This window comes from Pseudomonas fragi (assembly GCF_002269505.1).
GTDB lineage: Bacteria > Pseudomonadota > Gammaproteobacteria > Pseudomonadales > Pseudomonadaceae > Aquipseudomonas > Aquipseudomonas fragi_D.
On record NZ_NQKQ01000030.1, the window covers coordinates 19,095 to 44,103 of the forward strand.

The following is a 25,009-nucleotide window of genomic DNA, read 5'->3' on the forward strand; positions in this document are numbered from 1 at the left end:
AGGAGTCAGCCATGCGAACGACTTTAACCCCCGCTATCCTGGCAGGCCTGCTGGTCAGTGCTTGTGCCTTTGCTGAAGATGCGCCGATGTTGTCCACTTCCGGCAAGTTCGATCAGCCCGGCGGCGAAGCCCTGTTCAATCAGGTCTGCCAGGGCTGCCATATGGCTGAAGGCCAGGGCTCCCACGGGGCGGGCGCCTATCCGGCGCTGGCCGCCAACCCCAAGCTGGGGGCCAAGGTGTACCCGGTGTTTATGGTGACATCAGGGCAGGGCGGTATGCCGGGTTTCAAGAAGTACATGGATGACCAGCAGATCGCCTCGGTGGTCAATTATGTGCGAACTCATTTTGGTAACCATTACGCCGATAGCGTGACGGTCGAGGATGTTCAGGCGGTCACTCGCCGCTGACAAGCAACCATGGACTGCGCGCTTTTTTCATACCTTTGAAGGAATATAAAAATGTCTAAAAAAATGATCCCCGCTTTTGTGTTGACCTCGGTGCTTGCCGGCCTGATGGCTACCCAGGTCAGTGCCGCAGAAGTGATCCGCCACAAGCTGCCCAACTCCGATTTCCCGATTTCCCTGGCCGTCGAGATTCCGCCGGGTGTTACCGTGGTCAATCTCAGCGGTGTGGTGCCGCCCATTGCCGACAGCAAGGCTGATCCCAAGACCCTGGCGGCCTATGGTGACACCGAAGTGCAGACGGTCAACGTGCTGAAAAATATCGAGGCTACTCTCAAAAGCCTGGGCCTGAGCATGGGCGATGTGATCAAGATGCAGGTGTATCTGGTGGGCACGCCGGAAACCGGCAAAATGGACTTCGCTGGCTTTATGAAGGGCTACACCCAGTTCTTCGGCACCAAGGCCCAGCCCAAGCTGCCAACCCGTTCGGCGTTCCAGGTGGCCGGCCTGGCCAACCCCAACTATCTGGTAGAGATCGAGGTCACGGCAGCCCGGCCTTAACCCCGTCGCCAATGCGCTTGCCCGGCAGGCAAGCGCGCTACCACCAGTACTTGGGATAACTGCCCGGGTGACGGGAGTTATTCAGGCACCAGGCAACCACCACGATCACGATGGAACCGGCCAGCACCGGGGTTAGCAAAAAAGACAGCGGCGCGCCTGTCATCAGCACCACAATCGGGTTTGCCCCTGCTGGAGCATGTACGGTGCGGGTTTGTTGCATGGCAACCAGCGCCAGACCTACAGCCAAAGCACATGCCCACCATGAATTGCCCAGCGTGTGCAAAATAATCAGCCCCACCAGAGTCGAGATGACATGCCCGCCGATAATGCTGCGTGGCTGCGCCAGCGGCGAGTCGGGGACACCAAATGCCAGCACGCAACTGGCTCCCATCGAAGCCATCAGCCACGGTGTGCCCGACAGGTTGCTCAGCCAGCCAGTAGCGCCAATGGCGATGACCACACCCATGAACGATGTCAGCGTGAAACGCAGCGAGGGCGCGGCTGGCGCACCTGATTTGAGCAGGCGTGGGGTCGGCATGGTAGTACTCGCGATAAGGGAAATGGCACAAAAGGATACCGATCGGTATCCTTGAAAGTCAACCGATCGGTATACACTGTGCTGATTCCACAGGAGGCCAGCGCCAATGAGTACGTCTGATGTGATCACCAGCGCCGCCTTGCGCCTGTTCTATCGGCAGGGCTTTCACGCTACCGGGGTGGAGCAGTTGAGTCAGGAGGCAGGCGTTACCAAGAAAACCCTGTACCGGCATTTTTCCAGCAAGGAAGATCTCGTCGAGGCCGCCCTGGAGCTACGCCACAACGAGTTCCTGGCGAAAGTGCGTGCGGTGGTTGATGCGGTTCCCGCCGCAAAGCGCCCGCTTGCCTACCTTGATTTTATAGCGTCCTGGGTTCAGGAGCCGGGCTTTTACGGCTGTGCTTTCATCAACGCATCCGCGGAATATGCCAGCCTGTCATTGCCGCCGCACAGGCTGGCACGCCAGCACAAGCAAGCACTGCAGGCTTATCTTGAGGACATGTACGCGCAAGCAGGGTGTAGCAATCCTCGCCTGGCAGCCATGCAGCTTCTGCTGATCGGCGAGGGCTTGATCGTGTCATGCCAGGTCAATGGTGCGTGCCCTGACTTGATCAAGGCGGCCAGGGATATGGTGGTATTGCTCAGCCCGCAAATGGCGGCTGAACCGGCGGTAAAAGTTCATCCATCAAACTGAATACGGTGGCTTTCACCGCACTGTTCAGGTCGGTCCATGCCAGCCCTGTGGTTGCCCGGTAGTCGCCCAGCTGCAGGGGCCTGGAGATGACATTGGCGGGCAGTGCGCGCCCGGCGTTGGCCGGCAGCAGGCCAACCCCCAGCCCGGCGGACACCAGCGCCAGCATGGTGGTGAACTCACCCAGTTCGGTTGCTATCTGCAACTGCGCGCCCTGGCGGGTGAGCGCTTGCATCAGCTCATCGTAAAAGCCGGGGGCGTAGCGCCGGGCCAGGATAAACACCGGCAGTTGCGCCAGGTCTGTTGGATGCAGGCTGGTGCAAGCCACCAGCGGATGATCGCCGGGCAGGGCGACAATAAAGTTTTCCTGCAGCACTGCACGGGTATGGATGCCCGGGATGGCAGCCGGCAGGCGCATCAGGCCGAAGTCGAGCTGGCCGCTTTTCAGCGCCGCAGCCTGATCCGGGCCGGGCATGTCCTTGAGTTCAAGCTCGATGCGTGGCAAGCGCGCATGCAGTGCGCGGACCAGCGTGGGCAGCAGCTCGGGCAGTACCGAGGAAACAAAGCCCAGGCGAACGCGGCCGATCTCTCCGCGCCCGCCCGCCCTGGCCACATCCGCTGCGTGCGCTGACTGGTAAAGCGTGGCCCGGGCTTCGGGCAGGAAGATAGTGCCCACTTCGGTCAGCGCCACGGAGTGCCGGTTACGCTCGAACAAACGCACCCCCAGCTCTTCTTCAAGCATTTTGATCTGCATGCTCAGGGCCGGTTGGACAATGGACAGCCGTTGCGCGGCGCGGCCGAAGTGCAGCTCTTCGGCCAGGGTCACAAATGATCGCAGGTGTTTGATTTCCACAGGGCACTCCAGGCTATGCAACGACGTCATGGCGAAGCGCATGATAATGGATCACAAGCCGTATTAGCCAAGCACGCGCATGCGCGGCCACGCAAAAAAAAGCGCACGGTGCGGGCGGACGTTGGACAATGGCTGTTTTCAACTCAAGCGAGCGATTACTTATGTCTCAACACGACCTCACTTTTATCCCTGATCCTGATGCGGACTCCATCTCTTCGGATGTTGCCGGTTTCGCGGGCTTGCTGGTTTCGACGCAGATTCCGACCCGTGCTGATGGCAGCCTGGAACTGGGCGGGATTATCGAGCAGAGCGAGTGCACGTTGCAGGCGCTCAAGCTGGCGCTGGAGAAGGCGGGCAGCTCGATGGAGCGGGTGTTGCATCTGACTATTTACCTGACCGATATGGCTGATCGTGCGGCCTTCAACGAAGTCTATAAACGTTTCTTTGCCAAGCCGTGGCCGGTGCGGGCGGCTGTAGGCGTGGCCGAGCTGGCGGTTGCGGGGATGCGGGTGGAAGTGACGGCCATGGCGGCCAAGGGCTGACTCCCGGAGGGAGAGGGGACTCAAGGCAAAAGCAGATCTGCGCAACGCCGCAAACCAGCACCCTCTCCCTGCGGGAGAGGGTCAAACCCAGTGCACTGGCGAATCGAGATAAACATGTTTTTGCTTTTGTGCCACAAAGGGCGTGTCGAGCGTGCCCAGCGCAATGGAAATCCAGTCGGCAAACTCACCTTCGCTGCGTGACCAGAACAGGGTCGAACCGCACTGCGAGCAAAACTCGCGGACCACCGTCGGCGAGGAAGAGTAGGCCGTAATTTTGTCAGCGCCGTGAAGTATCCGCAGTGCGCTGCGCGCAATGCTGGCGTAGGAGGAAAATGCGGCACCATGGCCTTTTCGACACTGCCCGCAATGGCAATGGCTCACTGCTTTTGGCGTTGTGAGCAGCTCATAACGGACCGCTGCACACAGGCAGCTGCCTTGATATCGCTCTGTCATGGTGGCGTCCCTGGGTTTGAACAAATACTGACTTTAGCACCTTGATGCGACCCGCTGACTATCTCTGTTGGCGTTGCTGGTGTCCGGTTTTTGACGCCAAAAATGCCACATAAAATGGTTATTTGGCCATTGCTTTGCTATCAGGCTATGATCAGGGCGATTTTCAAACCGGACACCCCGAGCTATGGCCGTTGACCTGCAGGCGCTCTATCCCAAACTGATCCATCTGATGTTGGACACGGTGTTTGTGGTCGACAGGGACAACCGGATTGCCTTTGTCAGTGATGCTTGCCAGACCCTGTTGGGCTACCGTGCCGACGAGCTTACGGGGACCCTGATCACGGACTATATACACCCTGAGGACCTGGCGATTTCACGGGCCTCCATTGTCCGGGTGATGAATGGCCAGGCCCATGTCGATTTTCGCAATCGCTATATCCGCAAGGATGGCGCTGTCGTGCATATCCTCTGGGCAGCCTTCTGGTCTGAGGATGTCGGTGCGCGGATCGGGGTGGCGCGGGACGTGACGGCCTTGAGGGAGGCCGAGGATGAATTGCGCTTTCTGGCTCATCACGACCCGCTGACCAAACTGACCAACCGTTCGCTGTTCAATGACCGCCTGGAATCTGCCCTGCGTACCGCACGCCGGCGCCAGAGCACGCTGGCCTTGCTGTTTGTGGATATGAATGATTTCAAGGGCATCAATGATGCCTATGGGCATGCCACCGGGGATCGCGTGTTGTGCATGGCTGCGCAACGCCTGCACAGTTGCGTGCGCGAATCGGACACGGTGGCGCGCATGGGCGGTGATGAGTTCACCGTGCTGTTGACCGATATCCAGTCTGCGGACGACGTGGCATGGAAGATCGAACAGATTACGGTGGCGATGGCCGAGCCGCTCGGTGCTGAATTTGGCGGGATTCAAATGCCGTCCTGCAGTATCGGCATGGCCTTTTACCCCGTAGACGGCGAGGATGCCGATACGCTGCTCAGCCATGCCGATGGCGATATGTACCGGATAAAAAGGCAGCGTTCCAGGGCCGGATGACAAGGGGCTGGGCAACTGCGGCAAAATGGCCTGAAAAATCCCGGAGCGCTCGCTTCAAATTGCCCCCGGCTGCAGCTACTATGCGCGCCCTGATTCTGCCGGGTCGATGCTTGTCTTGAGCCTTGCCTGTCACTCGTCCACCACGTCCGTGGCGTCGAAGACGCACAATCACACCTTCGGTTTTTCTGTCCCGCCCCGGCCTTTGCCGGCAGGCGCCGCTGTGCTTTTGCCCGAGCGGATTATCCAATGAACAATGAGGTCTTGAGTCAATCATGTCTGTCCAATTGCTGGCGATGGCGCTGGCGCCGTTACTTGGGCTGTTTATTATCAGTATCGGCAACGGCATGCTTGCCTCACTGACCACACTGCGCCTGGACACCATGGGCCAATCGGCGACCATGGTCGGCATCGTGTCTTCCGCTTATTTTATCGGCCTGACCCTGGGCTCGATCTTCAATGACCGGCTGATCGTGCGCATCGGCCATATCCGCGCCTACAGCTGCTTCGCGGCATTGATTGCCACCTCGATCCTGTTCCAGGGCATGTCATCCGAGCCCTGGACATGGTTTGTCTTGCGCCTGGTCAACGGCTGGGCCAGCGTCGGCGTGTTCCTGGTGGTGGAAAGCTGGCTGTTGATGGCCGCCGACCCCAAGATTCGCGGGCGCCTGCTGGCCCTGTATATGATTGCCCTTTACGGTGCGGGGTTGCTGGGGCAGGTCAATCTGGGCGCCATTGCCCTGACCGGTGACACGGTGCCCTTTATGATCGCCGCCATTCTGGCCTCGCTGTCGTTGTTGCCCATTGTCATGCTGCCGCGGGCAACCCCCATTGTTGAGCGCGCAGAACCGCTGATGCCGCTGCAGTTGCTGCGTGCCACGCCCACCGGCGTGATTGGCTGCTTTGGTTCGGGCATTGCCATTGCGGCGGTCTATGCGCTGCTGCCCCTGTATCTGCAACGCATCGGCATGGACGTCACCGAAGTGGGGCATATGATGGCCTGGGTGATTCTCGGCGCCATGCTGTTGCAGTACCCGGTCGGGCGCTGGTCGGACCATCAGGACCGGCACCTGGTATTGATCGTGCTGGGCGCTGCCTGTGCGCTGCTGTCGCTGATCATCCTGATGCTGCCAGCCGGTTCGCCGCTGTTGGTGGTGGCGTTTTTTCTGCTGGGGGGCGGTATCTTCGCGATTTACCCGGTGGCGGTCAGCCATGCGGCGGACCGGGCATCGTCTGGGGCGATCGTGAGCATGATCCAGGGTCTGCTGCTGATCAACTCCCTGGGCTGTGCCATCAGCCCGCTGGTGATTTCGCCGCTGATGACCCGGGTGGGTGAGGCCGGGCTGTTCTGGGCCCTGGCCGCGCTGAACGTGGGCCTGGTGCTGCTGTTTGCCTGGCGCCGTGCCAAGGGCTCGGAGCCTGTGACCGCAGCACCTTTTACCGCTGCGGCACAAATGTCGGCAGTTGGTGTCGAGATGCGCGTCACCGAAGACCTGGCCCAGGCCGTGCTGGAGCATGAGCGCGAGGCCGATGTTGGCGTGGCAGACGAGCTGGCTGTGGCTACCGGCAAACCTTGAGGTCAAGGACTGCCGGTGAGGCCGCAGGGGAGGGTGTCGCGGGTGACCGATTGACGGCCCCTGGAATGCGCCCCCGCAGGGGCGCAGCGATCAATTGACCGGCATTTGTGGGCGACGTTTGACGCGACGCTTGATAAAGACGGCAATCACGATCAAGACCAGTGCCAGCACGCTGAAGAACACGGTGTTGAACCAGGGGAAAGGTTCATCGCGGCTGTTGGTGGCTTCTATCGCGGTGATATTGGGGAATACCGAGAAGATCTTGATGCGCCAGCCGTAGTAGCGGATCAGTGCCAGTTGGTTGGCATCGCGGGAGTACCCCTGGGCCTTGGCCTGGATATCGGCAGAGTCGAACTTGAAATACCAGGGGAAGGACCAGCCGGTGTCTTCGTTGCGATAAACCATGACCTCCTTGGTCACCGGGTCTTCAGTGTTGATGAAGTACACATCGCGGGTCGGGCCGTCAGCCGGGTTTTCTGCGCTGATCACACCGTTGTGATCCATGCGCTTGACCTCAACCCCCGTGACCATCACCACATCGTGCTGGGGCAGAAAGTAAAACAGCCCCAGCCCCACAGCGCCGACTGCCAGCAGGATGACCCCCAGAATGATGCCTTTGAGCCATTTCATGCAAAAACCACGCACATATCAATTATTCCTGATGACTGTTGATTGAACTTGCGGCGCAGCTTATCGCAGCCTGCCCAAGGGACTACAAGGCCTGCATGCGCTGGCTACATAATTTGTAGCATTTTAGCTGCGCGTTTGCCTGCAGGCTCGCCCCTGCAAAAACTCAGCGGCTAGCCGCTGCCCGGCTCATGCACCGCTGGCGTCGTTCATCAACCCGCTGGGCAAACCAGGCGGTGGTCAGGTTGCGGGTGATTTTCGGGCTTTGCAGGGTGATGCCCGGTAATACCGCACGGGGCAGCGGCTTGCCCTGCTGGCGGTCGGCGAGGGCGAACACGTCCTGGTACAGATCGGTTTCGTTGAAGTCCAGGCTGTCGCCTTTTTCAAGCTGACGGCGGATTGCGTTATGGCTCAGGCCCAGTTGCTTGCCAAGAGCCCTTACCGCCAGCTCGGTGGAGCCGACCGCGTAGGAGCCCGGGATGGTCAGGTCGCCATCAAGTGCCAGTGGTATGCCAGACGCACGGCTGACGGCATTCTGAAAAGCGGCATTGCGGCTGGCGTACCAGCCCGCATTGAAGTCGGCAAAGCGATAAATCGGTTGTGTGTAGTCCACCGGATAACCCAGCAGGTGAGCGATGCCGAAGTACATGCCACCGCGTCGAGTGAAGACTTCCTGGCGGATCGAGCGGGCCACGGGGTAGGGGTAGTCCCGTGCGCGTTTTTCGGCAAAGGCGATGCTGACCTGCATTGGCCCGCCGGTGTGTACCGGGTTCAAGCCACCAAACAGGCTTTTACCTAGTGGCACCATGCCAATGAAATCATCAAAAATGGTGCTCAACTGGCCCTCGGTGCGGGCCGCATCCAGGCGTTGATTGTAGGTTTTGCCGTCGGGCGAGGTGATGTTCAGCGCACTGCGCACCACAAATTCGGGGATATGCAGCTTGCCGGCGCGGCGGTTGATTTCGCTGCGGGCGATTTTGGCCAGCCCCGGCACCGGCGGATCGGCCTGGAAGGTCGACTCCTGCTCGGTCACGGCCAGCACGGAACACAGGTTTTCATCGGTGGGCGCCAGGCCTTGGGCGCTGAATGCGACCTGGATATCAGTGGCCCAGCCGGTGCGGTCCGCGGTCTTGGCCGGCAGCAGTTGCACAATGCGGGCGCGGGTCTGGTCGGGAGTCCGGCTTGGCAGTGTCTGCGTGCTCTGACTGCTGCAACCTGCCAGTGCCACTAGCGTAATAATCGGTAAACAACACCTGAAAAATCGATTCACCAGCCTTTAACTCCCTAGTAGTGCGCAACGTGCAGTCGCGCTCAATCGTCGCGTGTAAGCACTTCCAGCAGTTCGATCTCAAACCGCAGGTTGGAGTTCGGTGTGATATGCGCGCCCATGCTTCTTTCACCATAGGCCAGGTGCGCGGGCACCTGCAGTGCGCGCTTGCCGCCGACCTTCATGCCCATCAGGCCGATGTCCCAGCCCTTGATCACTCGCCCGGTGCCGATCACGCACTGGAACGGCTTGCCGCGCTGATGCGAAGAGTCAAATACCGTGCCGTCTTCGAGCCAACCGGTGTAGTGCGTGGTAATCAGGGCGCCCTTGACCACGGCTTTGCCGTCGCCGGCTAAGAGGTCAGTGATGTGCAGTTGGTCAGTCATGGTGACAAGGCTCAAAAAAGTAGGATGAAGGATTGTACAGGGCAGGGGATTTCTTGATCTGAGGGCATTGTTGCAATTTGTATTAATTTTTTTATGTAGGAAAAGGCTCTAAAACAAAGGGATTGTGGAACTTGCGAATGAGGATTGGTGTCAATTGCGCTTTACTCTCAAATGAGATTGTTTATCATTGCGACCCTGGCAGTGCCGGGGAAAGCTAAATACGTAGGTCCTTTCTGGGTCGAGCGTCAGCAATTTCCAGCCTTTGGCCTGCTGAGCACACTCCATTGTTAAGGGATCAACTGGACATGTCGTCTCGATTCAACCGCAGTCATCTTTCACTGGCTCTCATGGCCGCTCTGGCTTCGCCCACCTTGCTCGCTGACGCACTTGAGCGCGAGCGTGACGAAGTACCGGTAGAGGCCACCGATTTGCCGGTGGATGGCACCCGTCAGGCGTTGCAACTCGAAGAAACCCGCGTACTGGGCACCGCTGCACAGGAGTTGAAGCAAGCGCCGGGCGTGTCGATCATCACCGCCGAAGACATCAAGAAGCGCCCGCCGGCCAATGACCTGTCCGATATCATTCGTCGCGAGCCCGGGGTCAACCTCACCGGCAACAGCTCCAGCGGCGCGCGCGGCAATAACCGCCAGATCGACCTGCGCGGTATGGGCCCGGAAAACACCCTGATCCTGATTGACGGCAAGCCGTCTTCTTCGCGCAACGCCCAACGCTATGGCTGGAGCGGCGACCGTGATACCCGTGGCGAAACCAACTGGGTACCGGCCGAAGAAGTCGAACGCATCGAGATCCTGCGTGGCCCGGCAGCCGCACGTTACGGTTCCGGGGCAATGGGCGGGGTGGTCAATATCATCACCAAGCGCCCTTCGAACAAGCTCAGCGGCTCGTTGACCGCCTATTACCTGTCGCCGGAAGACGACGCCGAAGGTGTCAGCAAACGCACCAACTTTAACCTCAGCGGGCCGATCACGGATGATCTGGTGTTTCGTGTGTATGGCGGCCTTAACAAGACCGATGCTGATGACCCGGGTATCAACACCGCCGCCCAGGCATCCCCCGACAGCGTTGTGGCGGGCCGCGAAGGCGTGCGCAACAAAGACATCAACGGCCTGGTCAGCTGGCAGTTCACCCCTGAACAAACCCTGGACCTGGAAGCCAGCTACAGCCGCCAGGGCAATATTTTTGCCGGTGACACCATGCTCAACAGCGGTGGTGACTTCGTCAACAGCCTGACCGGCAAAGAAACCAGCGTGCTGCAACGCAGTACCTTTTCGGCCACCCACAATGGCTCGTTTGACTGGGGCTCGACGTCGGCCTCGTTGACCCATGATCTGACCCGTAACGCCCGCCTCAACGAAGGCCTGGCCGGTTATGGTGAAGGCGCGCCGTCTGCGAGCGCCGGCAAGTTCGAGTCGCGCCTGCGCAACACCCGCGCCACCGGCGAGGTCAACTTGCCGCTGAATATGGGCACCGCCCAGGTACTGACGTTGGGGGGCGAGTACCTCTACGAGTCGCTCAACGACCCGGGCTCGCTGCGCCCGCAAAGCTGGGACCCGGGTGCTGATGGTGGCGCGGCGCTGCCGGGCACTGACCGCACCGAAACCAAATCCACGGCCAACAGCTATGCCTTCTACGTTGAAGACAACATTGAAGTCGGCGCCAAGACCATCGTCACTCCCGGCGTGCGTTTTGATCACCACAGCGAATTTGGCGGCAACTGGAGCCCGAGCCTCAATGCCTCGCACCAGATCACCGATGAGTTGAGCATCAAGGGCGGTATTGCCCGGGCCTACAAGACCCCGAACCTGTACCAGTCCAACCCCAACTACCTGTTGTACAGCCGTGGTGCGGGCTGCAGCTCGGTGGAAGTGAACATCGGTGGCTGCTACCTGGTCGGTAACCCGGACCTCAAGCCGGAAATCAGCGTCAACAAAGAGATCGGCCTGGCATTCGATAAAGGCACATGGCGCACCAGCGCCACCTATTTCCGCAACGACTACCAGAACAAGATCAATGCCAGCAACGAAGCGGCATTCCGCCTGCCCAACGGCCGTCGCGTGCTGCAATGGGAAAACAGCGGCAAGGCCATCGTGCAAGGGGTTGAAGGCAACCTGTTTGTCAGCCTGCGTGACGATCTGGACTGGAACACCAACCTGACCTACATGATCGAAAGCAAGGACAAGGAAACCGGCGACCCGCTGAGCATCATCCCCAAGTACACCCTCAACACCATGCTCGATTGGTACGCCACCGAAAAACTGTCGTTCCAGGTCAGCGGTACTTACTACGGCAAGCAGGAAGCGCCCAAGCGTAACAACCGCGCCAACGAAGCACTCGACAAATCCGTGCAGCAACCGGTCGACCCTTACGGTCTGGTGGGCCTGAGCAGCGGCTATGAGTTCAACAAAAACTTCAGCGTGCGGGTGGGCATCAACAACCTGTTCGACAAGCAGCTGTACCGCAAAGGCAACGCGGACGAAGCGGGTGCGCAAACCTACAACGAGGCGGGCCGTGCGTACTTTGCCTCGGTGACCAGTTCGTTCTGATAACACTGTGGCCCATGCAGGCGCGACACCCGTGAAAACGGGTGCCGCGCCGTTGTCGCATCTGGCCCGGGCAAAAAACCGCAGCTCGATAGTAGGGGATTGAACAAATGAAACTCGCAACGTCGGCCTGGGTGCCGATTGTGTCGCGCACACTGGCTGCGCTGGTCGGCGGTTATGCCTTTACCTATGCCTTTACTGCTGCATTGGCGCGGCTGCTGCCGCTGGACAATGTGGACTCGATGATCGTCGCCAGCCTGCTGTCGTTCGTGATCTATACCTTCGCCATTCTGTGGGCGTTTGCCGCCCGCCATCAGTGGTCAGCCTGGATGGGCGCAGTGCTCGCGGTGCCCCTGGCAGGCATCGGCTTTTGGCCACAATTGCTGGAGCAACTGGGATGAAACAGACCCTGACCCAATCCATGGCCTGGCTGCACACCTGGGGCGGCTTGATCGTCGGTTGGTTGTTGTTCGTGATCTTTTTAACCGGCAGCCTGGCAGTCTTTGATCAGGAGATCGACAACTGGATGACCCCCGAGCTGCCGGCCCACCACCTGACCGACGAGCAGGCCGCGCAACGGGCACTGACTTACCTGCAGACCCACAAGGCCGACGCAAAACAGTGGGGCATCAGCCTGCCCTATGAGCGCTCGCCGCAATTGCAGGCCTCTACCGGCGGGCGCCGTGATGGCGTGTCGGTGACCCTGGACCCTGATACCGGCGAAGTGTTGCCGGTGCGCGAAACAGTAGGGGGGCGGTTTTTCTTTCTGTTTCACTTCACCTTGCACATGCCGCGCATGATCGGCATTTACCTGGTCGGTGCGCTGGCCATGGGCATGCTTGCGGCGTTGGTCAGCGGCATCGTGATCCACAAGAAGTTTTTCAAGGAGTTCTTCACCTTCCGCCCCGCCAAAGGCCAGCGCTCGTGGCTTGACGCGCATAACGCCAGTGCCGTGCTGTTGCTGCCGTTTCACTTGATGATCACTTACACCGGGTTGGCGATTTTTCTGGTGATCTATATGCCGGCAGCGATGGACGCGCTATTCGATGGTGACCGCGAGGCCTTTTTCAAGGCACAGGACAAGACGCCGGCCAGCGTTGCCGTGCAGCGCCCGGCAACCACAGAGCCTGCACCGCTGGTAGCCCTGGGGCCGTTGCTGAGCCAGGCCCGGGCAGTCATGGGACCGTTGGGCGGGATCAGCATCAGCAACCCCGGGATGAGCAATGCCGAAATTCAGATCCGTCCGATTCTGGGCAATCGCATTGCCCTGACCAAGGGCCAGGGCATGCGTTTTGACGGGGTTAGCGGTGAGCAATTATCCGGGCCGACCGAAATGCGGCCCACGGTGCTGACCCATCGGGTAATTTCAGGGCTGCACTTTGCCCAGTTCGGCGGTTACCCGATGCGCTGGCTGTACTTTATTTGCGGCCTGATCAGCAGCGCCATGATTGCCAGCGGGCTGGTGTTGTTCACGGTCAAGCGGCGGCGCAAGTACGCCAGCGAAGGTCGGGTTGCCCAGGTGCTCTACCGTCTGGTTGAAGCCCTCAACGTGACGGTCATGGCGGGCTTGAGCCTGGCCTGCATCAGCCTGTTGTGGGGCAACCGGCTGTTGCCGCTGGGCATGGTCGATCGGCCTGATGCGGAATTGAATGTGTTCTTTGGTGTGTGGGCGTTGAGCTTTGTTCATGCGCTGGTGCGCCCGCGCATGCAGGCCTGGCGCGAGCAGCTGGGGTTGGCAGGTTTGATGTGCGTGAGCTTGCCGTTGTTGAGTGTATTTACAGTCAACCGGCCTTGGGCACTGCACAGCAGCATGGGTGTTGAGCTGACCGCGATGGTGCTGGGCGCCTTGTTGTTGTGGGCGTGCTGGAAAGTATCGCAACCGGCGGTGGAGCGGGTGCCGCGCAAAAAGACCGCCGTCATGGCCGAGGTGAATTGAGATGCTGGCTGATTTTTTTGCGGGTCTGGGATTCGCCTACCTCGGCATGCTGGCGCTGTGTCAGGGGTTGGACCGCCATTACAAACAGGTGTGGGGCAAAGCCCCATCGGCCCGACTGAGCCGTTTGCTGCGGGTTGCTGGCTGGGTGAGCCTGGCACTGAGCTTGTGGTTTTGCGCGCAGGCCTGGGGCTGGGCGATGGGGCCGGTGGGCTGGTTTGGCCTGCTCTCGCTGAGCGGTTTTAGCCTGCTGATGCTGTTGCCTTATCGGCCGCGACTGGCCGTGTGGCTGCCAATGGGCTTCGTGCCGGTTTGGGCGGTGATCGCAACCTTGCTCTGATGCCCGACCTTGTAGTCGCTGACGAGGAACGAAGGCTGCGAAGAGACCTGGGTGCTCTTGCAGAAAACGGGGGGCTGCGCCCCCCTTCGCAGCCTTCGGCAGCGACTACCGGGTCTGCGCGGGTTTTCGCACCCAGCGATTGGCAATCAGATCCAGGCTGCTGCAAAACACGAAGTACACCAGCGCCACAAACAGGAATATTTCGGTGGGGTGCACCATCACCCGATTACTGATCTGGGTGGCGACAAACGACAGTTCGCCCACGCCGATCACATAGGCCAGCGAGGTGTCCTTGATCAGTGAGATCCACTGGTTGAGAAAGGAGGGCAGCATCATCGGCAGGGCCTGGGGCAGGATGATCAGGCGCAGCACCTGCCACTTGCCCAGGCCCAGCGCCGTGCCTGCCGCCCATTGCCCGGCCGGCAGGCTGCTGATTCCGGCATACACCGAGTGCGCCAGGTACGCACCGCCAATCAGCGACAGCGCACACACCACGGTGGCCAGCGCGGGTACATCAACCTTGAACAGGATGGGCAGCAGGAAGTAACTCCAGAAAATCAGCATCACCACTGGAATTGCCCGCAAAAATCCCAGTACCCCCAGCAGCAACCAGCGCATTTTGCCGCGAATCATCACCAGCGCAATGCCCAGCACCAGCCCCAGCAATGCCGAGATAATCCCTGACAACAGGCTGAGCAGCAGCGTCAGTGCCGCGCCGCCCAAAGGTCCGTTGGGCCAGGCACCGAGCATGAAATAGGAAAAATTGTCACTGATAACCGAAAAATCCATGACTTACACCACTCCTTGGCGATACCACTTACTGCGTGCAATCAACTGGCCAAGCACTTCGATCAAGGCAATGCTGGCCACATACAGCAGGGTGGCAAAACCGAAGGCCTGGAAGGTCTTGAAGGTTTCGGTCTCGACCTGACGCGAGGCATAGGACAGCTCGGCCAAGCCAATGGCCATGGTCAGTGACGAGTTTTTCAGGGCGTTCATGTACTGCCCCAGCAACGGCCCCAGCGCCGTGCGCAGCGCCTGCGGGAACACGATATAGCGCCACACCTGTGCCGGTCTCAGGCCCAGTGCCAGGCCCGCCGCCCGTTGTTCTACGCGCACCGAGCTGACACCTGCGCGAAACTCCTCGCAAATAAAGGCGGCGGTATAGAGCATCAGCCCCCAGAACCCGGCGAGAAATTCAAACGACGGCCATTCAATTTCAAACAGGCCCAGGGACAGGCTTCGGGGCTGGTTGAGCCACATCACCAGCCCTTCGGGCAACATGGCCGTGACCCCGAAGTACCAGAAAAACAGCTGCACCAGCAGTGGCGTGTTGCGAAACAGGGCCAGGTAGGCCCGTGCCGGCCATGACCACACACGCAAAGGCGAGAGGCGTGCCAGGCACAGCAAAAACCCCAGCCCGGTCGCCACCAGACAGGTCAGCAGGGAAAGGATCAGGGTGAGGACAAAACCATCGAGCAACCAGTGCAGGTATTGCGGGGCAAGCAGTTCACCGAACATAGAAACAGCGTCCATCCAGAAACGAGCCAACCCGTCCGGTTGACCGTGACGGGCTGAAGGAGACAGGAGCTGTGGGAACGAGCCTGCCCGTGCAAAGTCTTCGCGAGCAGGCTCGCTCCCACAGAGGCAGTGGCTTAGCTCTTGTCGCCAATCTTGTACAGGCGGGTCAGCGGGGTCTTGGTGGTCGGACCGAACCAGGCGTCATAAATGCCCTGGGCCTTGCCCTGGGCTTCGAGGTCGGTGAGGGTCTGGTTGACCACCTCGGTCAGGCGCGCTTCGCCTTTGGGAATGCCGACACCGATCAGGTCATTGGAAATGGTGAACGGCGGCACTTCGTATTTGTCCTTGTCCGGCACATTGGCCAGCAGGCCGATCAGCTTCGGGCCGTCCTGGGTGATGGCTTGGACGTTACCGTTGCGCAGGGCAGTGAAGGCGAAGGGGGTGTCATCGTAGGCCACCACTTTGGCACCGGGGAATTTCTCGCGCAGTACGCCTTCGTTGACTGTGCCCTTGTCCACGCCCACGCGCCATTTATTCAGTTCGTCGGGGGATGTGAGGGTGCCTTTCTTGACGATAAATTGCTGGCCCGAAGCGAAGTACGGAATGCTGAAATTCACCTGCTCGGCGCGCTCGGGGGTGATGGTAAAGTTGGCCAATACCAGGTCCACCTTGTTCGCGACCAGCAAGGGTACGCGGTTGGCCGGGTTGGTCGGCTGCAACTGCAACTTCACGCCCAGCTTGTCGGCGATGGCCTTGGCGTAGTCCACGTCCAGGCCTTCGATCTGCTTGCTTTTGGCATCGACAAAGCCGAATGGCGGGTTACTGTCAAAGGACGCTACACGCAGCACGCCGGATTTTTTGATGTCATCCAGACGATCGGCGTGGGCCAGGCCAGATAAAACAGCCAGGGTCAGGGCGGTGAGGGCAGTGAATTTTTTCATTTCGTTCTCATCATGAGTTGGAAGAGTTATGACGAGAGTCTTGCAGGAAATTTTAATTTTAAAAAAGAATATAAAATGATTTATATATTCTTTTAGGTTCTATGTGTTGGTCTGTAGTCGCTGACGAGGAGCGAAGGCTGCGATCGGCTGCGTAGCGGCCGTAAAACCTGAGAAACGGATTCAATTGGCACACCGCGGTGTCTGATTTTGCGACTGCTTCGTCGCAGTGGCACACCAAACCGATCGCAGCCTTCGTTCCTCGTCAGCGACTACAAGAGGTGCCGGATCTTATGCCAACTCAAGTTCCTGCGTCTTCAAGCTGCTGGCCTGCAACAGTTCCCGGGTATAGGGGTGTTGCGGGTTGTCGAAGATGGACTGCGCATCCCCCTGTTCCACCACTTTGCCGTCCTTGATCACGATCATGTCGTGGGCCAGGGCATGCACCACCGCCAGGTCGTGGCTGATAAACAGGTAGGTCAGGCCATGCCGCGCCTGCAGGTCGCGCAGCAGGTCGACCACCTGTTTTTGCACCGTGCGGTCCAGCGCCGAGGTCGGCTCGTCGAGCAGTATCAAGTCCGGTTCCATGATCAGCGCGCGGGCAATGGAGATGCGCTGGCGCTGGCCACCCGAGAATTCATGGGGGTAGCGATGGCGGCTTTGCGGGTCCAGGCCTACTTCCTGCAAGACCCGGATCACCGCCGCCTCGCGCTCCTGTTCAGTGCCAATGTCATGGGCCAGCAAGCCTTCGCTGATGATCTGCTGCACTGACATGCGCGGGCTCAGGCTGCCAAACGGGTCCTGGAACACCACCTGCATCTGCCGGCGCAATGGACGCAGCAGGTTCTGACTGAGGATGTTCAGTTGTTTGTTGCCAAAACGGATATCCCCCTCTGAGTCGACCAGCCGCAAAATCGCCTGGCCGAGGGTTGATTTGCCCGAGCCGGACTCGCCGACAATACCCAGGGTGCGGCCTTTTTTCAGCTCAAAACTGACCCCGTCCACCGCCTTGATAAAGTGCCGCTCGCGGCTGAACAGCGGCTTGGGCAGGGGAAACCAGACCTTCAGGTCGCGGACCTCCAGCAGGTTGTGCCGGTATTCGCCGGGCACGGGGCTGCCTGTGGGCTCGGCCTCGATCAGCATGCGGCTATAGGGGTGTTTCGGCTCGCGGAACAGGGCCGCGCAACTGGCCTGCTCGACAATCTCGCCGCCGCGCATCACACACACGCGCTGGGCGATTTTACGCACCAGGTTGAGGTCGTGGCTGATCAGCAACAACGACATGCCCAGGCGCTGTTGCAGGTCGATCAACAGTTCGAGGATTTTTTGCTGCACCGTCACGTCCAGTGCCGTGGTCGGTTCATCGGCAATCAACAACTCCGGTTCGTTGGCCAGGGCCATCGCAATCATTACCCGCTGGCGCTGCCCGCCGGACAGCTGGTGCGGGTAGGCATTGAGGCGTTTGGCCGGTTCGCGGATGCCCACCAGTTCCAGCAGTTCCAGGGTGCGTTGGCGCGCTGCCCGGGTTTTCAGGCCCTTGTGGGTGATGAGGATTTCACTGATCTGCTTTTGCACCGTGTGCAACGGGTTAAGCGAGGTCATCGGCTCCTGAAAAATCATCGCAATGCGGTTGCCGCGCAAGCTGCGCAACTGGCTGTCAGTGGCTGTAACCAGGTCGGTGCCGGCATAACGGATGCTGCCTTGGGTCTGCACGTCTTTGCCCGGCAGCAAGCGCAGGATCGAGTGCGCCGTGACCGATTTGCCCGAGCCCGACTCGCCCACCAGGGCCATGCACTCGCCACGGCGGATATCGAGGTTGATGCCGTGAACCACTTCTGCCCCGGCAAAGCTCACGCGCAAGTCGCGGATTTCTATCAGTGTGTTGGTCATGTCAATTCTCAGGTCCGGGGATCGAAGGCATCGCGGCAGGCTTCGCCGATAAACACCAGTAGCGACAGGATCAGCGCCAGCGCACAGAACGCGGTCAGGCCCAGCCACGGCGCCTGCAGATTGTGTTTGGCCTGGCCGATCAGTTCGCCCAGCGAGGCGCTGCCCGGCGGCATGCCGAAGCCGAGAAAGTCCAGGGCGGTGAGGGTGGCGATCGCGCCGGTCAGGATAAAGGGCAGGTAGGTCAGGGTGGAGGTCATGGCGTTGGGCAGGATATGCCGGCGCATCAGTGCACCGTCGGTCAGGCCCAATGCCCGCGCGGCCTTGACGTATTCCAGGCTGCGCCCGCGCAAGAACTCGGCGCGCACCACGTCCACCAGGGCCAGCCAGCTGAACAGCGCCATGATGCCCAGCAACCACCAGAAACTCGGCGCCACAAAGCCGGACAAAATGATCAGCAGGTACAACACCGGCAACCCGGCCCAGATTTCCTGCACCCGTTGGCCAAGCAGGTCGACCAGGCCACCGTAGAAGCCTTGCAAGGCACCGGCGGTAATCCCGACCACGGTGCTGATAGCCGTCAGGATCAAGGCAAACAGGATGGAAATCCGTGCGCCGAATATGACCCGGGCCAGCACGTCCCGGGCCTGGTCGTCAGTGCCCAGCCAGTTGGTGGCGCTCGGCGGGCTGGGTGAGGGCTCCTGGAGGTCGTAGTTGACGGTGTCGTAGCTGAACGGAATCGGCGCGAACAGCATCCAGCCGCCCTGATCGGTAATCAGCGTGCGCACGTAGTCGCTGCGGTAATCGGGTTCGAAGGGCAACTCGCCGCCGAAATCGGTTTCGAGATGGCTGCTGACAATCGGAAAGTACCAGCTGTCCTTGTAGTGAATCGCCAGGGGCTTGTCGTTGGCAATCAGTTCACCGCCCAGGCATACCACGAACAGCCCGATAAAGATCCACAGCGACCACCAGCCGCGGCGGTTGGCCTTGAAGTGTTTGAGGCGGCGACGGCCAAGCGGGGAGAGGGTAAACATCAGGCAGTCCTCGCCGAGAAATCGATACGGGGGTCGAGCAGGGTGTAGCACAGGTCGCCGATTAACTTGATCAGCAGGCCGAACAGGGTGAACAGAAACAGCGTGCCGAACACCACCGGGTAGTCCCGCGACACTGCCGCTTCGTAGCTCATGCGGCCGATACCGTCGAGGTTGAAGATGGTTTCAATCAACAGTGAACCGGCAAAGAACACTTCGATCAGCGCTTGGGGAATCCCGGCCACCACCAGCAACATGGCGTTGCGCATCACATGGCCGTAGAGCACGCGCCGCTCGGTAAGGCCCTTGGCTCGCGCGGTGACCACATACTGGCGGCTGATTTCGTTGAGGAAGCTGTTTTTGGTGAGGATGGTCAGCGTGGCAAAACCGCCGATCACCAGTGCCGATACCGGCAGCACCATGTGCCACAGGTAGTCACCGATCTTGCCGAAAAAACTCAGGCTGTCGAAGTTGTCCGAGACAATGCCCTGCACCGGGAACCAGCTGACATAACTGCCGCCGGCAAACACCACGATCAACAGAATGGCGAACAGAAATGCCGGCATGGCGTAGCCGATGATAATTGCGGTGCTGGTCCATACATCGAAGGCGCTGCCGTTGTGAATGGCTTTGCGGATGCCCAGCGGGATTGAAATCAGGTAGGTGATCAGCGTTGCCCACAAACCCAGCGAAATGGACACCGGCAACTTTTCCACGATCAGGTCGGTGACCTTGGCGCCGCGAAAGAAGCTGGTGCCGAAGTCCAGTTGCGCGTAGTTCTTGAGCATCAGCCACAGACGCTCGTGCATGGGTTTGTCGAAGCCGTAATGCTTGGTGATTTCTTCGATCAGCGCCGGGTCGAGGCCGCGACTGCTGCGGCTGGCACCCGCGGCGGACGCGGCCATTTCACCGCCACCACCGCCCACTGCAGCGCCGCCAAAGCCCTGCAAGCGGGCAATCGCTTGATCTACCGGGCCACCGGGGGCGGCCTGCACGATCAGAAAGTTGACCACCAGAATGCACAGCAGGGTGGGGATGATGAGTAACAGGCGACGGCTGATGTAATGCAGCATCTCAATGACCCTCCGGCTGTGCGCTGGCCTGGCCATACGCAGCGTTGGTTAACGGGGTTTTGCTGATTTCCCACCAGGTGTCCAGGCCTTCATCGAACTTGGCCTCCTTGGCGGGCTGGCCGAAGCGGTTCAGGTACACCGTCGGGGTGCCCACCGAGTAGTAGTGCGGAATCATGTAGTAGTTCCACAGCAGTACACGGTCGAGGGCGCGGGTGTAGTGGACCATTTCTTCGCGGCTGTTGGCCTGGACTACCCCGTCAATCAGCCTGTCGACGGCCGGGTTGCGCAGCACCATGTTGTTGGAAGCACCGGCCTGGGTGGCGCTGCGTGAGCCAAACATGTCGTACAGCTCGCGGCCCGGCGAAACGATCGGCTGACCGTTGCGGGGGAACTGGCCGACCATCATGTCGTAGTCGCGGGCGTTGGTGCGGTTGATGTACTGCGCCGAGTCGACTTTGCGAATGTCCATGGTGATGCCGATCTGCGCCAGGGTACGTTTCCAGGGCAGAACCATGCGATCGAAACCGCTCGGGCTGTCGAGAAAGGTGAAGCGCAGGGGTTCGCCCCTGGCGTTGACCAGCAGGTTGTTTTTCGGTGTCCAGCCGGCTTCCTTGAGCAGTGCCAGGGCTTGCAGCTGTTTATCGCGGATATAGCCACTGCCATCGGTTTTCGGCGCCTGGTACACCTGGGTGAACACTTCATCGGGGATTTGCCCGCGCAAGGGTTCAAGAATTTCCAGCTCACGGGCGTCGGGCAGGGCCGTGGCGGACATTTCGCTTTTGGGGAAGTAGCTTTGCTCGCGCACATAAAAATTGCGCATCATCTGCTTGTTGGTCCATTCAAAATCCCACAGCAGGCTCAGCGCCTCGCGTACCCGGCGGTCCTGAAAAAACGGGTTTTGCAGGTTGAAGGTAAACCCCTGGCCGGCACTGGGTTTTTCCTTGGCGAACACGCCTTTCTGCAAGCGCCCGTCGCTCAATACCGGGCTGGCGTAGCCGATGCTGAAACCGGTGGCGGAAAACTCGCGGTTGTAATCAAACGCCCCGGCTTTAAGCATCTCGCGGGCTACGTCTATGTCGCTGTAGAACATCACTTTCAAACGGTCGAAGTTGTACAGGCCTTTGCTCACCGGCAAGTCTTTGGCCCACCAGGTTTTGTTGCGTTCAAAGCTCACACTGCGCCCCGGGTCAACCTGGGAGACCGAATACGGGCCGCTGCCCAGCGGCGGCTCGTAGCCGCCCCCGGTGGCAAAGTCGCGGGTCTTCCACCAGTGTTCCGGCAGCACGTGCATGCTCGCCAGATCCAGCGCCAGGGTGCGGTTCTGGTTGTTCTTGAAGTCGAAGCGTATCTGCAGCGGACCTTCGATGACCCGGTCCTTGACCTCGCCGTAGAGCATGCGATAGCTCAGGCTGCCTTTGGTCATCAGGGTGTCGTAGGTATAGGCCACGTCCTGGGCGGTGATCGGGGTGTCGTCAGCGAAGCGGGCCTTGGGGTTCAGGTAGAACCGTACACACAGGCCGTCGGGGTCGCGTTCGATCTTTTGCGCCACAAGCCCGTAAACCGTATAGGGCTCGTCCAGCGAGCGGAATGCCAGAGGGGCGTTCACCCATTGATCGACCTGGGCGACACCGGTGCCCTGGTCGATATACGGCGACAGGTAAGTGAACTGGCCAATTTCCATTGACGTGCGACTCAGCGAACCGCCTTTGGGCGCATCCGGGTTTACAAAGTCGAAGTGCTGGAAACTGGCCGGGTATTTGGGCGCTTCGCCATACACCGTCAGGGCATGGCCGGGCGCGGCGTTGACGCTCAGGCACACGCAAGACAACACGGGTACCAGCAGCGAACGGAGCAGGGGCAGGAAAAATGCAGACATCATTGGGCTTCCTTGTACCGCGTGTAGAACCATCGACTGCCTGGAAAAATCCCCGCCGCATTGCGCGTTAAAACGCGGCGGGGTCGCGATTTCGCAGTTAAACCGCTGCCGGCCGGAGTGTGCCGGCAGCGCTGGTTACTCAGAAGTGATAGGTAGCACGGGCGAAGAATGTACGGCCCATTGGATCGGCGTAACGTGGATCGTAGCCATTCTGGAAGTTGTAGGCCTGGTTGGAGAACGGCGGGTTACGGTCGAACATGTTCTTGATCCCCGCATCCAGGTCCACGGTTTTATTGAAAGTGTAGCCACCGGAGATATCCCACAAGGTGTAAGACGCTACACGGGAGTGAGTGTCCGGATCGGCGTCGTCATAACCGCTGGTGAAGCGGTTGACCAGCGAGGCACGGTAGGCGCCCAGGTTCCAGGTGCCGCTGAGCACGTGCTTCCAGCGCGCGACCATACCGTCATCCTTGAACGCACCGACTTTGTCGGTGTAGCTGCCGCCGATGGTGGTCTGGTAGTCATAGCGCGACACGTAAGTGCCCTGCAGACCCAGGCCGAACTGACCATACGGGGTGTTGGGGAACTTGTAGTCCAGCGACACATCGACGCCGCTGGTTTTAACGGCACCCAGGTTGGCGAGGCCGGTCTGTACGTAGTTCAGAGAGCCGTCAGCATTGCGAATATAGCGGTCAGCATAGGCGTTCGGATCGTCAAAGACGGTGGATTCCGGAAACTCGGCAATCTGGTTGGCGATGTGAATCCACCAGAAATCCAGGCCCATCGACAGATTGCGCACGGGTTGGTAGACAAAACCGACGGTCACGTTGCGGGCTTTTTCAGGGGACAGTTCAGTGTTGCCGCCGGTGCGGTTATGGAACTGTTGACCGCAGTCGCGCCCGGCGTTGCCGCCCGGTTGCACGACGCCGCCGGTGCACAGGCGCGGATCGTTGTAGTAGCCCTGGGTGTAAGTGGTGTATTGCGGGTTGTACAGCTCGTACAGCGACGGTGCGCGGAAGCCTTCGCTGTAGGCACCGCGTACCACCAGCTCTTTGACCGGCTGGTAGCGGAACGAGTATTTCGGGTTGGTGGTGCTGCCAAAGTCGCTGTATTTGTCGTGACGCACGGCGGCCGACAGTTCCAGGCTGTCGAGCACGGGCACGTTCAGTTCGGTGTACACCGCCTTGACGTTACGGTCACCCGAGACACTGGCGTCAGGGTCGGCTCCGAGGCTGGAAATATCCGCGACAAAACCATCGAAGGTCTGGTGGAACTTCTCCTGCCGATATTCACCGCCGATCGCCAGGCCCGACGGGCCTGCGCCGAACCAGTCGCCGACTTCACGGCTCATGCGCCCGTCGATACCGGTGACCCGGCCCACCGAAGACATGTACTGGCCATGATATTGGTGATCGTCGATATAGGCCTGCCCGGCAGGTGTCTGCGGACCGAACGGATTGATGATGCCATCCGCAATGCCGTTGAGCATGGCCGCGTCGCTGGCGTAACCGCCCGTGACGCTGGAGTTCACCTGATTCTGGTTGTACGAGGCACCGACATTGTAATCCCAGCCCTTGGCCACACCATCAAAGCTCAATACCAGACGCTGGCTGGTGTTCTGGTCTTTGCTCTGGCGGCCACCGGCAGCGGTTTCTCGCCAGTTCAGGCCGATCGGTTGCGTAGGGTCGAACGACGGATCGCTGCTGCCCGGGGTTATGCCGTTGCCCGGGTAGTAGGGCGAACTCGGGTCCATGCTGGCGCCGATCAGGGGGGCGGGGGCAACACCCACGGCATTGTTGTTGCGGGCCCAGAAGTACTCGAGGTTGACGTTGTCGTCATCGGTGATCTTGCCGGTGGCCTTGCCGAAAAAGGAGGTCTTCTCGGTTTCCGGCAGCAGGTCGACGTAGTTGCGCGTGTCATAGCGGCACAGCCCCTGGCGCAGAACCAGGTTTGCCCCGTTGCAACCATTGGCCGACAGCGGGTTGGTGTTGATATTGCCCTGGCTCCAGTTGGCGGGGTAAGACGTGCCGGACGTCTGATCCAGGCCGCGGCCCGGGTCGTAGTTGCTGGCGAACGTGCGGTCCCTGGCATGCAGGGCGTTCTGCTTGTTATAGCCGGCGACGGCCATGACATTGAAACGGTCTTTTTCCAGATCGCCATAGCCCCAGCTACCGCTGATATCGTGGCTGTCGCCGCCACCGCTGGCGTCTGCCCCTTCGCCGCCGAGGGACAGGGTGCCGTCGGTCATGGATTTTTTGGTGATGAAGTTGATCACGCCGCCAATCGCGTCAGTGCCGTACAAGGCCGATGCGCCGTCGCGCAATACTTCGACGCGGTCAATGGCGGCAAACGGGATGGTGTTCAGGTCTACCGCTGAGCCGTCGATGGCGTTGTTGCCCAGGCGGCGGCCGTTAAGCAGTACCAGGGTCTTGTTGGCACCGATGCCGCGCATGTCGGCAAAGCTCGAACCCCCGGTGCCGGAACCTACGGAGCTGGCCGAGTTGCGCAATGACTGGTTGCCCGTCACGCGCTGCATGATCTCGGCGGTGGTGGTTACGCCTTCGTTGCGTAACTGCTCGGCACGCAGGATGGTGATGGGCACGGCGGTTTCGGCATCCACGCGGCGGATTGCCGAGCCGGTCACTTCGACCCGGTCCAGCTGCGTGGTGGCTGGCGCAGGCGCCGTATCAGCGCTGCTGACAGTAGCGCTCGAATCCGCTGCAGTCACTTCGGCTGCCTGCAACTGGCCCGCGCTCATCCCCAGAGCAACCAGATACAGCGGCACAAAACGGTGACGCTGCAAGCTTGCAACGAGCGGCTTGAGGGTAAAACCTGAACTCTTCATCTGCATGGTTATTTCCGACTTATTCAGACGTTTATTGGAATGGCCTTGTGAGCCCTCATGACTCCA

At 60.1% G+C, this 25,009-nt stretch carries 24 protein-coding genes; 10 read left to right on the forward strand and 14 right to left on the reverse strand.

Features of this window, described 5'->3' with window-relative positions:
- Window positions 1–11: 11 nt before the first annotated feature.
- Window positions 12–407: a c-type cytochrome gene (locus CJU81_RS20615; protein WP_095038041.1), complete on the forward strand. Its 396-nt coding sequence runs from the start codon at window positions 12–14 to the stop codon at window positions 405–407.
- A gap of 51 nt (window positions 408–458) precedes the next feature.
- A complete protein-coding gene (locus tag CJU81_RS20620; RefSeq protein ID WP_095038042.1) occupies window positions 459–962 on the forward strand; it encodes a RidA family protein in 504 nt (167 codons plus the stop codon).
- A 37-nt stretch (window positions 963–999) separates the two neighbouring features.
- Here the strand turns inward: CJU81_RS20620 and CJU81_RS20625 are convergent, their stop codons facing one another.
- A complete protein-coding gene (locus CJU81_RS20625) occupies window positions 1,000–1,500 on the reverse strand; it encodes an HPP family protein (protein WP_095030868.1) in 501 nt (166 codons plus the stop codon).
- Window positions 1,501–1,606: 106 nt separating this feature from the next.
- Here CJU81_RS20625 and CJU81_RS20630 point away from each other — a divergent pair, with 106 nt between their 5' ends.
- Complete coding sequence (locus CJU81_RS20630) at window positions 1,607–2,191, forward strand: TetR/AcrR family transcriptional regulator (RefSeq protein ID WP_095038043.1); 585 nt, start codon at window positions 1,607–1,609, stop codon at window positions 2,189–2,191.
- Here the strand turns inward: CJU81_RS20630 and CJU81_RS20635 are convergent.
- Window positions 2,139–3,041 carry a LysR family transcriptional regulator gene (locus CJU81_RS20635; protein ID WP_095038044.1) on the reverse strand — a complete coding sequence of 301 codons (903 nt, stop codon included), beginning with the start codon at window positions 3,039–3,041 and terminating at the stop codon, window positions 2,139–2,141. The genes CJU81_RS20630 and CJU81_RS20635 overlap by 53 nt on opposite strands.
- Before the next feature lie 161 nt (window positions 3,042–3,202).
- Here CJU81_RS20635 and CJU81_RS20640 point away from each other — a divergent pair, with 161 nt between their 5' ends.
- Entirely contained in the window at window positions 3,203–3,583 is a 381-nt protein-coding gene (locus CJU81_RS20640) for a RidA family protein (protein ID WP_095038045.1), read from the forward strand.
- Between the two features lie 81 nt (window positions 3,584–3,664).
- Here CJU81_RS20640 and CJU81_RS20645 read toward each other — a convergent pair whose 3' ends face one another.
- Window positions 3,665–4,036 carry a GFA family protein gene (locus CJU81_RS20645; protein ID WP_095038046.1) on the reverse strand — a complete coding sequence of 124 codons (372 nt, stop codon included), beginning with the start codon at window positions 4,034–4,036 and terminating at the stop codon, window positions 3,665–3,667.
- 184 nt (window positions 4,037–4,220) lie between these two features.
- Here CJU81_RS20645 and CJU81_RS20650 point away from each other — a divergent pair, with 184 nt between their 5' ends.
- Together CJU81_RS20650 and CJU81_RS20655 are read left to right on the forward strand one after the other, a co-directional pair.
- Window positions 4,221–5,084, forward strand: a complete 864-nt coding sequence (locus CJU81_RS20650; protein WP_095038047.1) for a diguanylate cyclase — start codon at window positions 4,221–4,223, stop codon at window positions 5,082–5,084.
- 272 nt (window positions 5,085–5,356) lie between these two features.
- Window positions 5,357–6,658, forward strand: coding sequence for an MFS transporter (locus CJU81_RS20655; RefSeq protein WP_095038048.1), 1,302 nt, complete (start codon window positions 5,357–5,359; stop codon window positions 6,656–6,658).
- Window positions 6,659–6,748: 90 nt separating this feature from the next.
- Here the strand turns inward: CJU81_RS20655 and CJU81_RS20660 are convergent, their stop codons facing one another.
- From CJU81_RS20660 to CJU81_RS20670, 3 genes are all read right to left on the reverse strand, one after another.
- The gene (locus CJU81_RS20660) at window positions 6,749–7,288 is read right to left on the reverse strand and encodes a DUF1523 family protein (protein ID WP_095038049.1); all 540 of its coding nucleotides are present in this window, start codon (window positions 7,286–7,288) and stop codon (window positions 6,749–6,751) included.
- A 163-nt stretch (window positions 7,289–7,451) separates the two neighbouring features.
- Window positions 7,452–8,555, reverse strand: coding sequence for a DUF1615 domain-containing protein (locus CJU81_RS20665; RefSeq protein WP_141232620.1), 1,104 nt, complete (start codon window positions 8,553–8,555; stop codon window positions 7,452–7,454).
- 41 nt (window positions 8,556–8,596) lie between these two features.
- The gene (locus CJU81_RS20670; RefSeq protein WP_095038050.1) at window positions 8,597–8,938 is read right to left on the reverse strand and encodes an FKBP-type peptidyl-prolyl cis-trans isomerase; all 342 of its coding nucleotides are present in this window, start codon (window positions 8,936–8,938) and stop codon (window positions 8,597–8,599) included.
- Between the two features lie 305 nt (window positions 8,939–9,243).
- Between CJU81_RS20670 and CJU81_RS20675 the strand changes: the two genes are divergently transcribed.
- The 4 genes from CJU81_RS20675 (at window position 9,244) to CJU81_RS20690 (ending at window position 13,772) form a co-directional block, all read left to right on the forward strand.
- Window positions 9,244–11,502: a FepA family TonB-dependent siderophore receptor gene (locus CJU81_RS20675; protein WP_095038051.1), complete on the forward strand. Its 2,259-nt coding sequence runs from the start codon at window positions 9,244–9,246 to the stop codon at window positions 11,500–11,502.
- Window positions 11,503–11,609: 107 nt separating this feature from the next.
- Entirely contained in the window at window positions 11,610–11,900 is a 291-nt protein-coding gene (locus CJU81_RS20680; RefSeq protein ID WP_095030856.1) for an iron transporter, read from the forward strand.
- Entirely contained in the window at window positions 11,897–13,435 is a 1,539-nt protein-coding gene (locus CJU81_RS20685) for a PepSY-associated TM helix domain-containing protein (protein WP_095038052.1), read from the forward strand. Before CJU81_RS20680 ends, CJU81_RS20685 begins: the two co-directional genes overlap by 4 nt.
- Window position 13,436: 1 nt before the next feature.
- Window positions 13,437–13,772 (forward strand): DUF3325 domain-containing protein, encoded by a 336-nt coding sequence (locus CJU81_RS20690; RefSeq protein ID WP_095038053.1) that lies wholly within the window; start codon window positions 13,437–13,439, stop codon window positions 13,770–13,772.
- A 105-nt stretch (window positions 13,773–13,877) separates the two neighbouring features.
- Here the strand turns inward: CJU81_RS20690 and CJU81_RS20695 are convergent, their stop codons facing one another.
- The 8 genes from CJU81_RS20695 to CJU81_RS20730 form a co-directional block, all read right to left on the reverse strand.
- Window positions 13,878–14,561, reverse strand: a complete 684-nt coding sequence (locus tag CJU81_RS20695) for an amino acid ABC transporter permease (RefSeq protein ID WP_095038054.1) — start codon at window positions 14,559–14,561, stop codon at window positions 13,878–13,880.
- Window positions 14,562–14,564: 3 nt separating this feature from the next.
- Window positions 14,565–15,293 (reverse strand): amino acid ABC transporter permease, encoded by a 729-nt coding sequence (locus CJU81_RS20700; RefSeq protein WP_016780639.1) that lies wholly within the window; start codon window positions 15,291–15,293, stop codon window positions 14,565–14,567.
- Between the two features lie 134 nt (window positions 15,294–15,427).
- Window positions 15,428–16,234 (reverse strand): ABC transporter substrate-binding protein, encoded by an 807-nt coding sequence (locus CJU81_RS20705; protein WP_095038055.1) that lies wholly within the window; start codon window positions 16,232–16,234, stop codon window positions 15,428–15,430.
- Between the two features lie 288 nt (window positions 16,235–16,522).
- Window positions 16,523–18,121, reverse strand: coding sequence for an ABC transporter ATP-binding protein (locus CJU81_RS20710; protein ID WP_095038056.1), 1,599 nt, complete (start codon window positions 18,119–18,121; stop codon window positions 16,523–16,525).
- A gap of 8 nt (window positions 18,122–18,129) precedes the next feature.
- The gene (locus CJU81_RS20715) at window positions 18,130–19,152 is read right to left on the reverse strand and encodes an ABC transporter permease (protein ID WP_095038057.1); all 1,023 of its coding nucleotides are present in this window, start codon (window positions 19,150–19,152) and stop codon (window positions 18,130–18,132) included.
- Window positions 19,152–20,222 carry a microcin C ABC transporter permease YejB gene (locus tag CJU81_RS20720; protein WP_095038058.1) on the reverse strand — a complete coding sequence of 357 codons (1,071 nt, stop codon included), beginning with the start codon at window positions 20,220–20,222 and terminating at the stop codon, window positions 19,152–19,154. The genes CJU81_RS20715 and CJU81_RS20720 overlap by 1 nt, the downstream gene beginning before the upstream one ends.
- A 1-nt stretch (window position 20,223) precedes the next feature.
- The gene (locus CJU81_RS20725) at window positions 20,224–22,101 is read right to left on the reverse strand and encodes an extracellular solute-binding protein (RefSeq protein ID WP_095038059.1); all 1,878 of its coding nucleotides are present in this window, start codon (window positions 22,099–22,101) and stop codon (window positions 20,224–20,226) included.
- Between the two features lie 136 nt (window positions 22,102–22,237).
- Window positions 22,238–24,949, reverse strand: coding sequence for a TonB-dependent receptor (locus tag CJU81_RS20730; RefSeq protein WP_095038060.1), 2,712 nt, complete (start codon window positions 24,947–24,949; stop codon window positions 22,238–22,240).
- Window positions 24,950–25,009: the final 60 nt, after the last annotated feature.

Coding starts and splice junctions, on each gene's coding strand:
- CJU81_RS20615 (WP_095038041.1), top strand. CDS start 12: ATGCGAACGACTTTAACCCCCGCTATCCTGGCAGGCCTGCTGGTCAGT.
- CJU81_RS20620 (WP_095038042.1), top strand. CDS start 459: ATGTCTAAAAAAATGATCCCCGCTTTTGTGTTGACCTCGGTGCTTGCC.
- CJU81_RS20625 (WP_095030868.1), bottom strand. CDS start 1,500: ATGCCGACCCCACGCCTGCTCAAATCAGGTGCGCCAGCCGCGCCCTCG.
- CJU81_RS20630 (WP_095038043.1), top strand. CDS start 1,607: ATGAGTACGTCTGATGTGATCACCAGCGCCGCCTTGCGCCTGTTCTAT.
- CJU81_RS20640 (WP_095038045.1), top strand. CDS start 3,203: ATGTCTCAACACGACCTCACTTTTATCCCTGATCCTGATGCGGACTCC.
- CJU81_RS20645 (WP_095038046.1), bottom strand. CDS start 4,036: ATGACAGAGCGATATCAAGGCAGCTGCCTGTGTGCAGCGGTCCGTTAT.
- CJU81_RS20650 (WP_095038047.1), top strand. CDS start 4,221: ATGGCCGTTGACCTGCAGGCGCTCTATCCCAAACTGATCCATCTGATG.
- CJU81_RS20655 (WP_095038048.1), top strand. CDS start 5,357: ATGTCTGTCCAATTGCTGGCGATGGCGCTGGCGCCGTTACTTGGGCTG.
- CJU81_RS20660 (WP_095038049.1), bottom strand. CDS start 7,288: ATGAAATGGCTCAAAGGCATCATTCTGGGGGTCATCCTGCTGGCAGTC.
- CJU81_RS20670 (WP_095038050.1), bottom strand. CDS start 8,938: ATGACTGACCAACTGCACATCACTGACCTCTTAGCCGGCGACGGCAAA.
- CJU81_RS20675 (WP_095038051.1), top strand. CDS start 9,244: ATGTCGTCTCGATTCAACCGCAGTCATCTTTCACTGGCTCTCATGGCC.
- CJU81_RS20680 (WP_095030856.1), top strand. CDS start 11,610: ATGAAACTCGCAACGTCGGCCTGGGTGCCGATTGTGTCGCGCACACTG.
- CJU81_RS20685 (WP_095038052.1), top strand. CDS start 11,897: ATGAAACAGACCCTGACCCAATCCATGGCCTGGCTGCACACCTGGGGC.
- CJU81_RS20690 (WP_095038053.1), top strand. CDS start 13,437: ATGCTGGCTGATTTTTTTGCGGGTCTGGGATTCGCCTACCTCGGCATG.
- CJU81_RS20695 (WP_095038054.1), bottom strand. CDS start 14,561: ATGGATTTTTCGGTTATCAGTGACAATTTTTCCTATTTCATGCTCGGT.
- CJU81_RS20700 (WP_016780639.1), bottom strand. CDS start 15,293: ATGTTCGGTGAACTGCTTGCCCCGCAATACCTGCACTGGTTGCTCGAT.
- CJU81_RS20705 (WP_095038055.1), bottom strand. CDS start 16,234: ATGAAAAAATTCACTGCCCTCACCGCCCTGACCCTGGCTGTTTTATCT.
- CJU81_RS20710 (WP_095038056.1), bottom strand. CDS start 18,121: ATGACCAACACACTGATAGAAATCCGCGACTTGCGCGTGAGCTTTGCC.
- CJU81_RS20715 (WP_095038057.1), bottom strand. CDS start 19,152: ATGTTTACCCTCTCCCCGCTTGGCCGTCGCCGCCTCAAACACTTCAAG.
- CJU81_RS20720 (WP_095038058.1), bottom strand. CDS start 20,222: ATGCTGCATTACATCAGCCGTCGCCTGTTACTCATCATCCCCACCCTG.
- CJU81_RS20725 (WP_095038059.1), bottom strand. CDS start 22,101: ATGATGTCTGCATTTTTCCTGCCCCTGCTCCGTTCGCTGCTGGTACCC.
- CJU81_RS20730 (WP_095038060.1), bottom strand. CDS start 24,949: ATGCAGATGAAGAGTTCAGGTTTTACCCTCAAGCCGCTCGTTGCAAGC.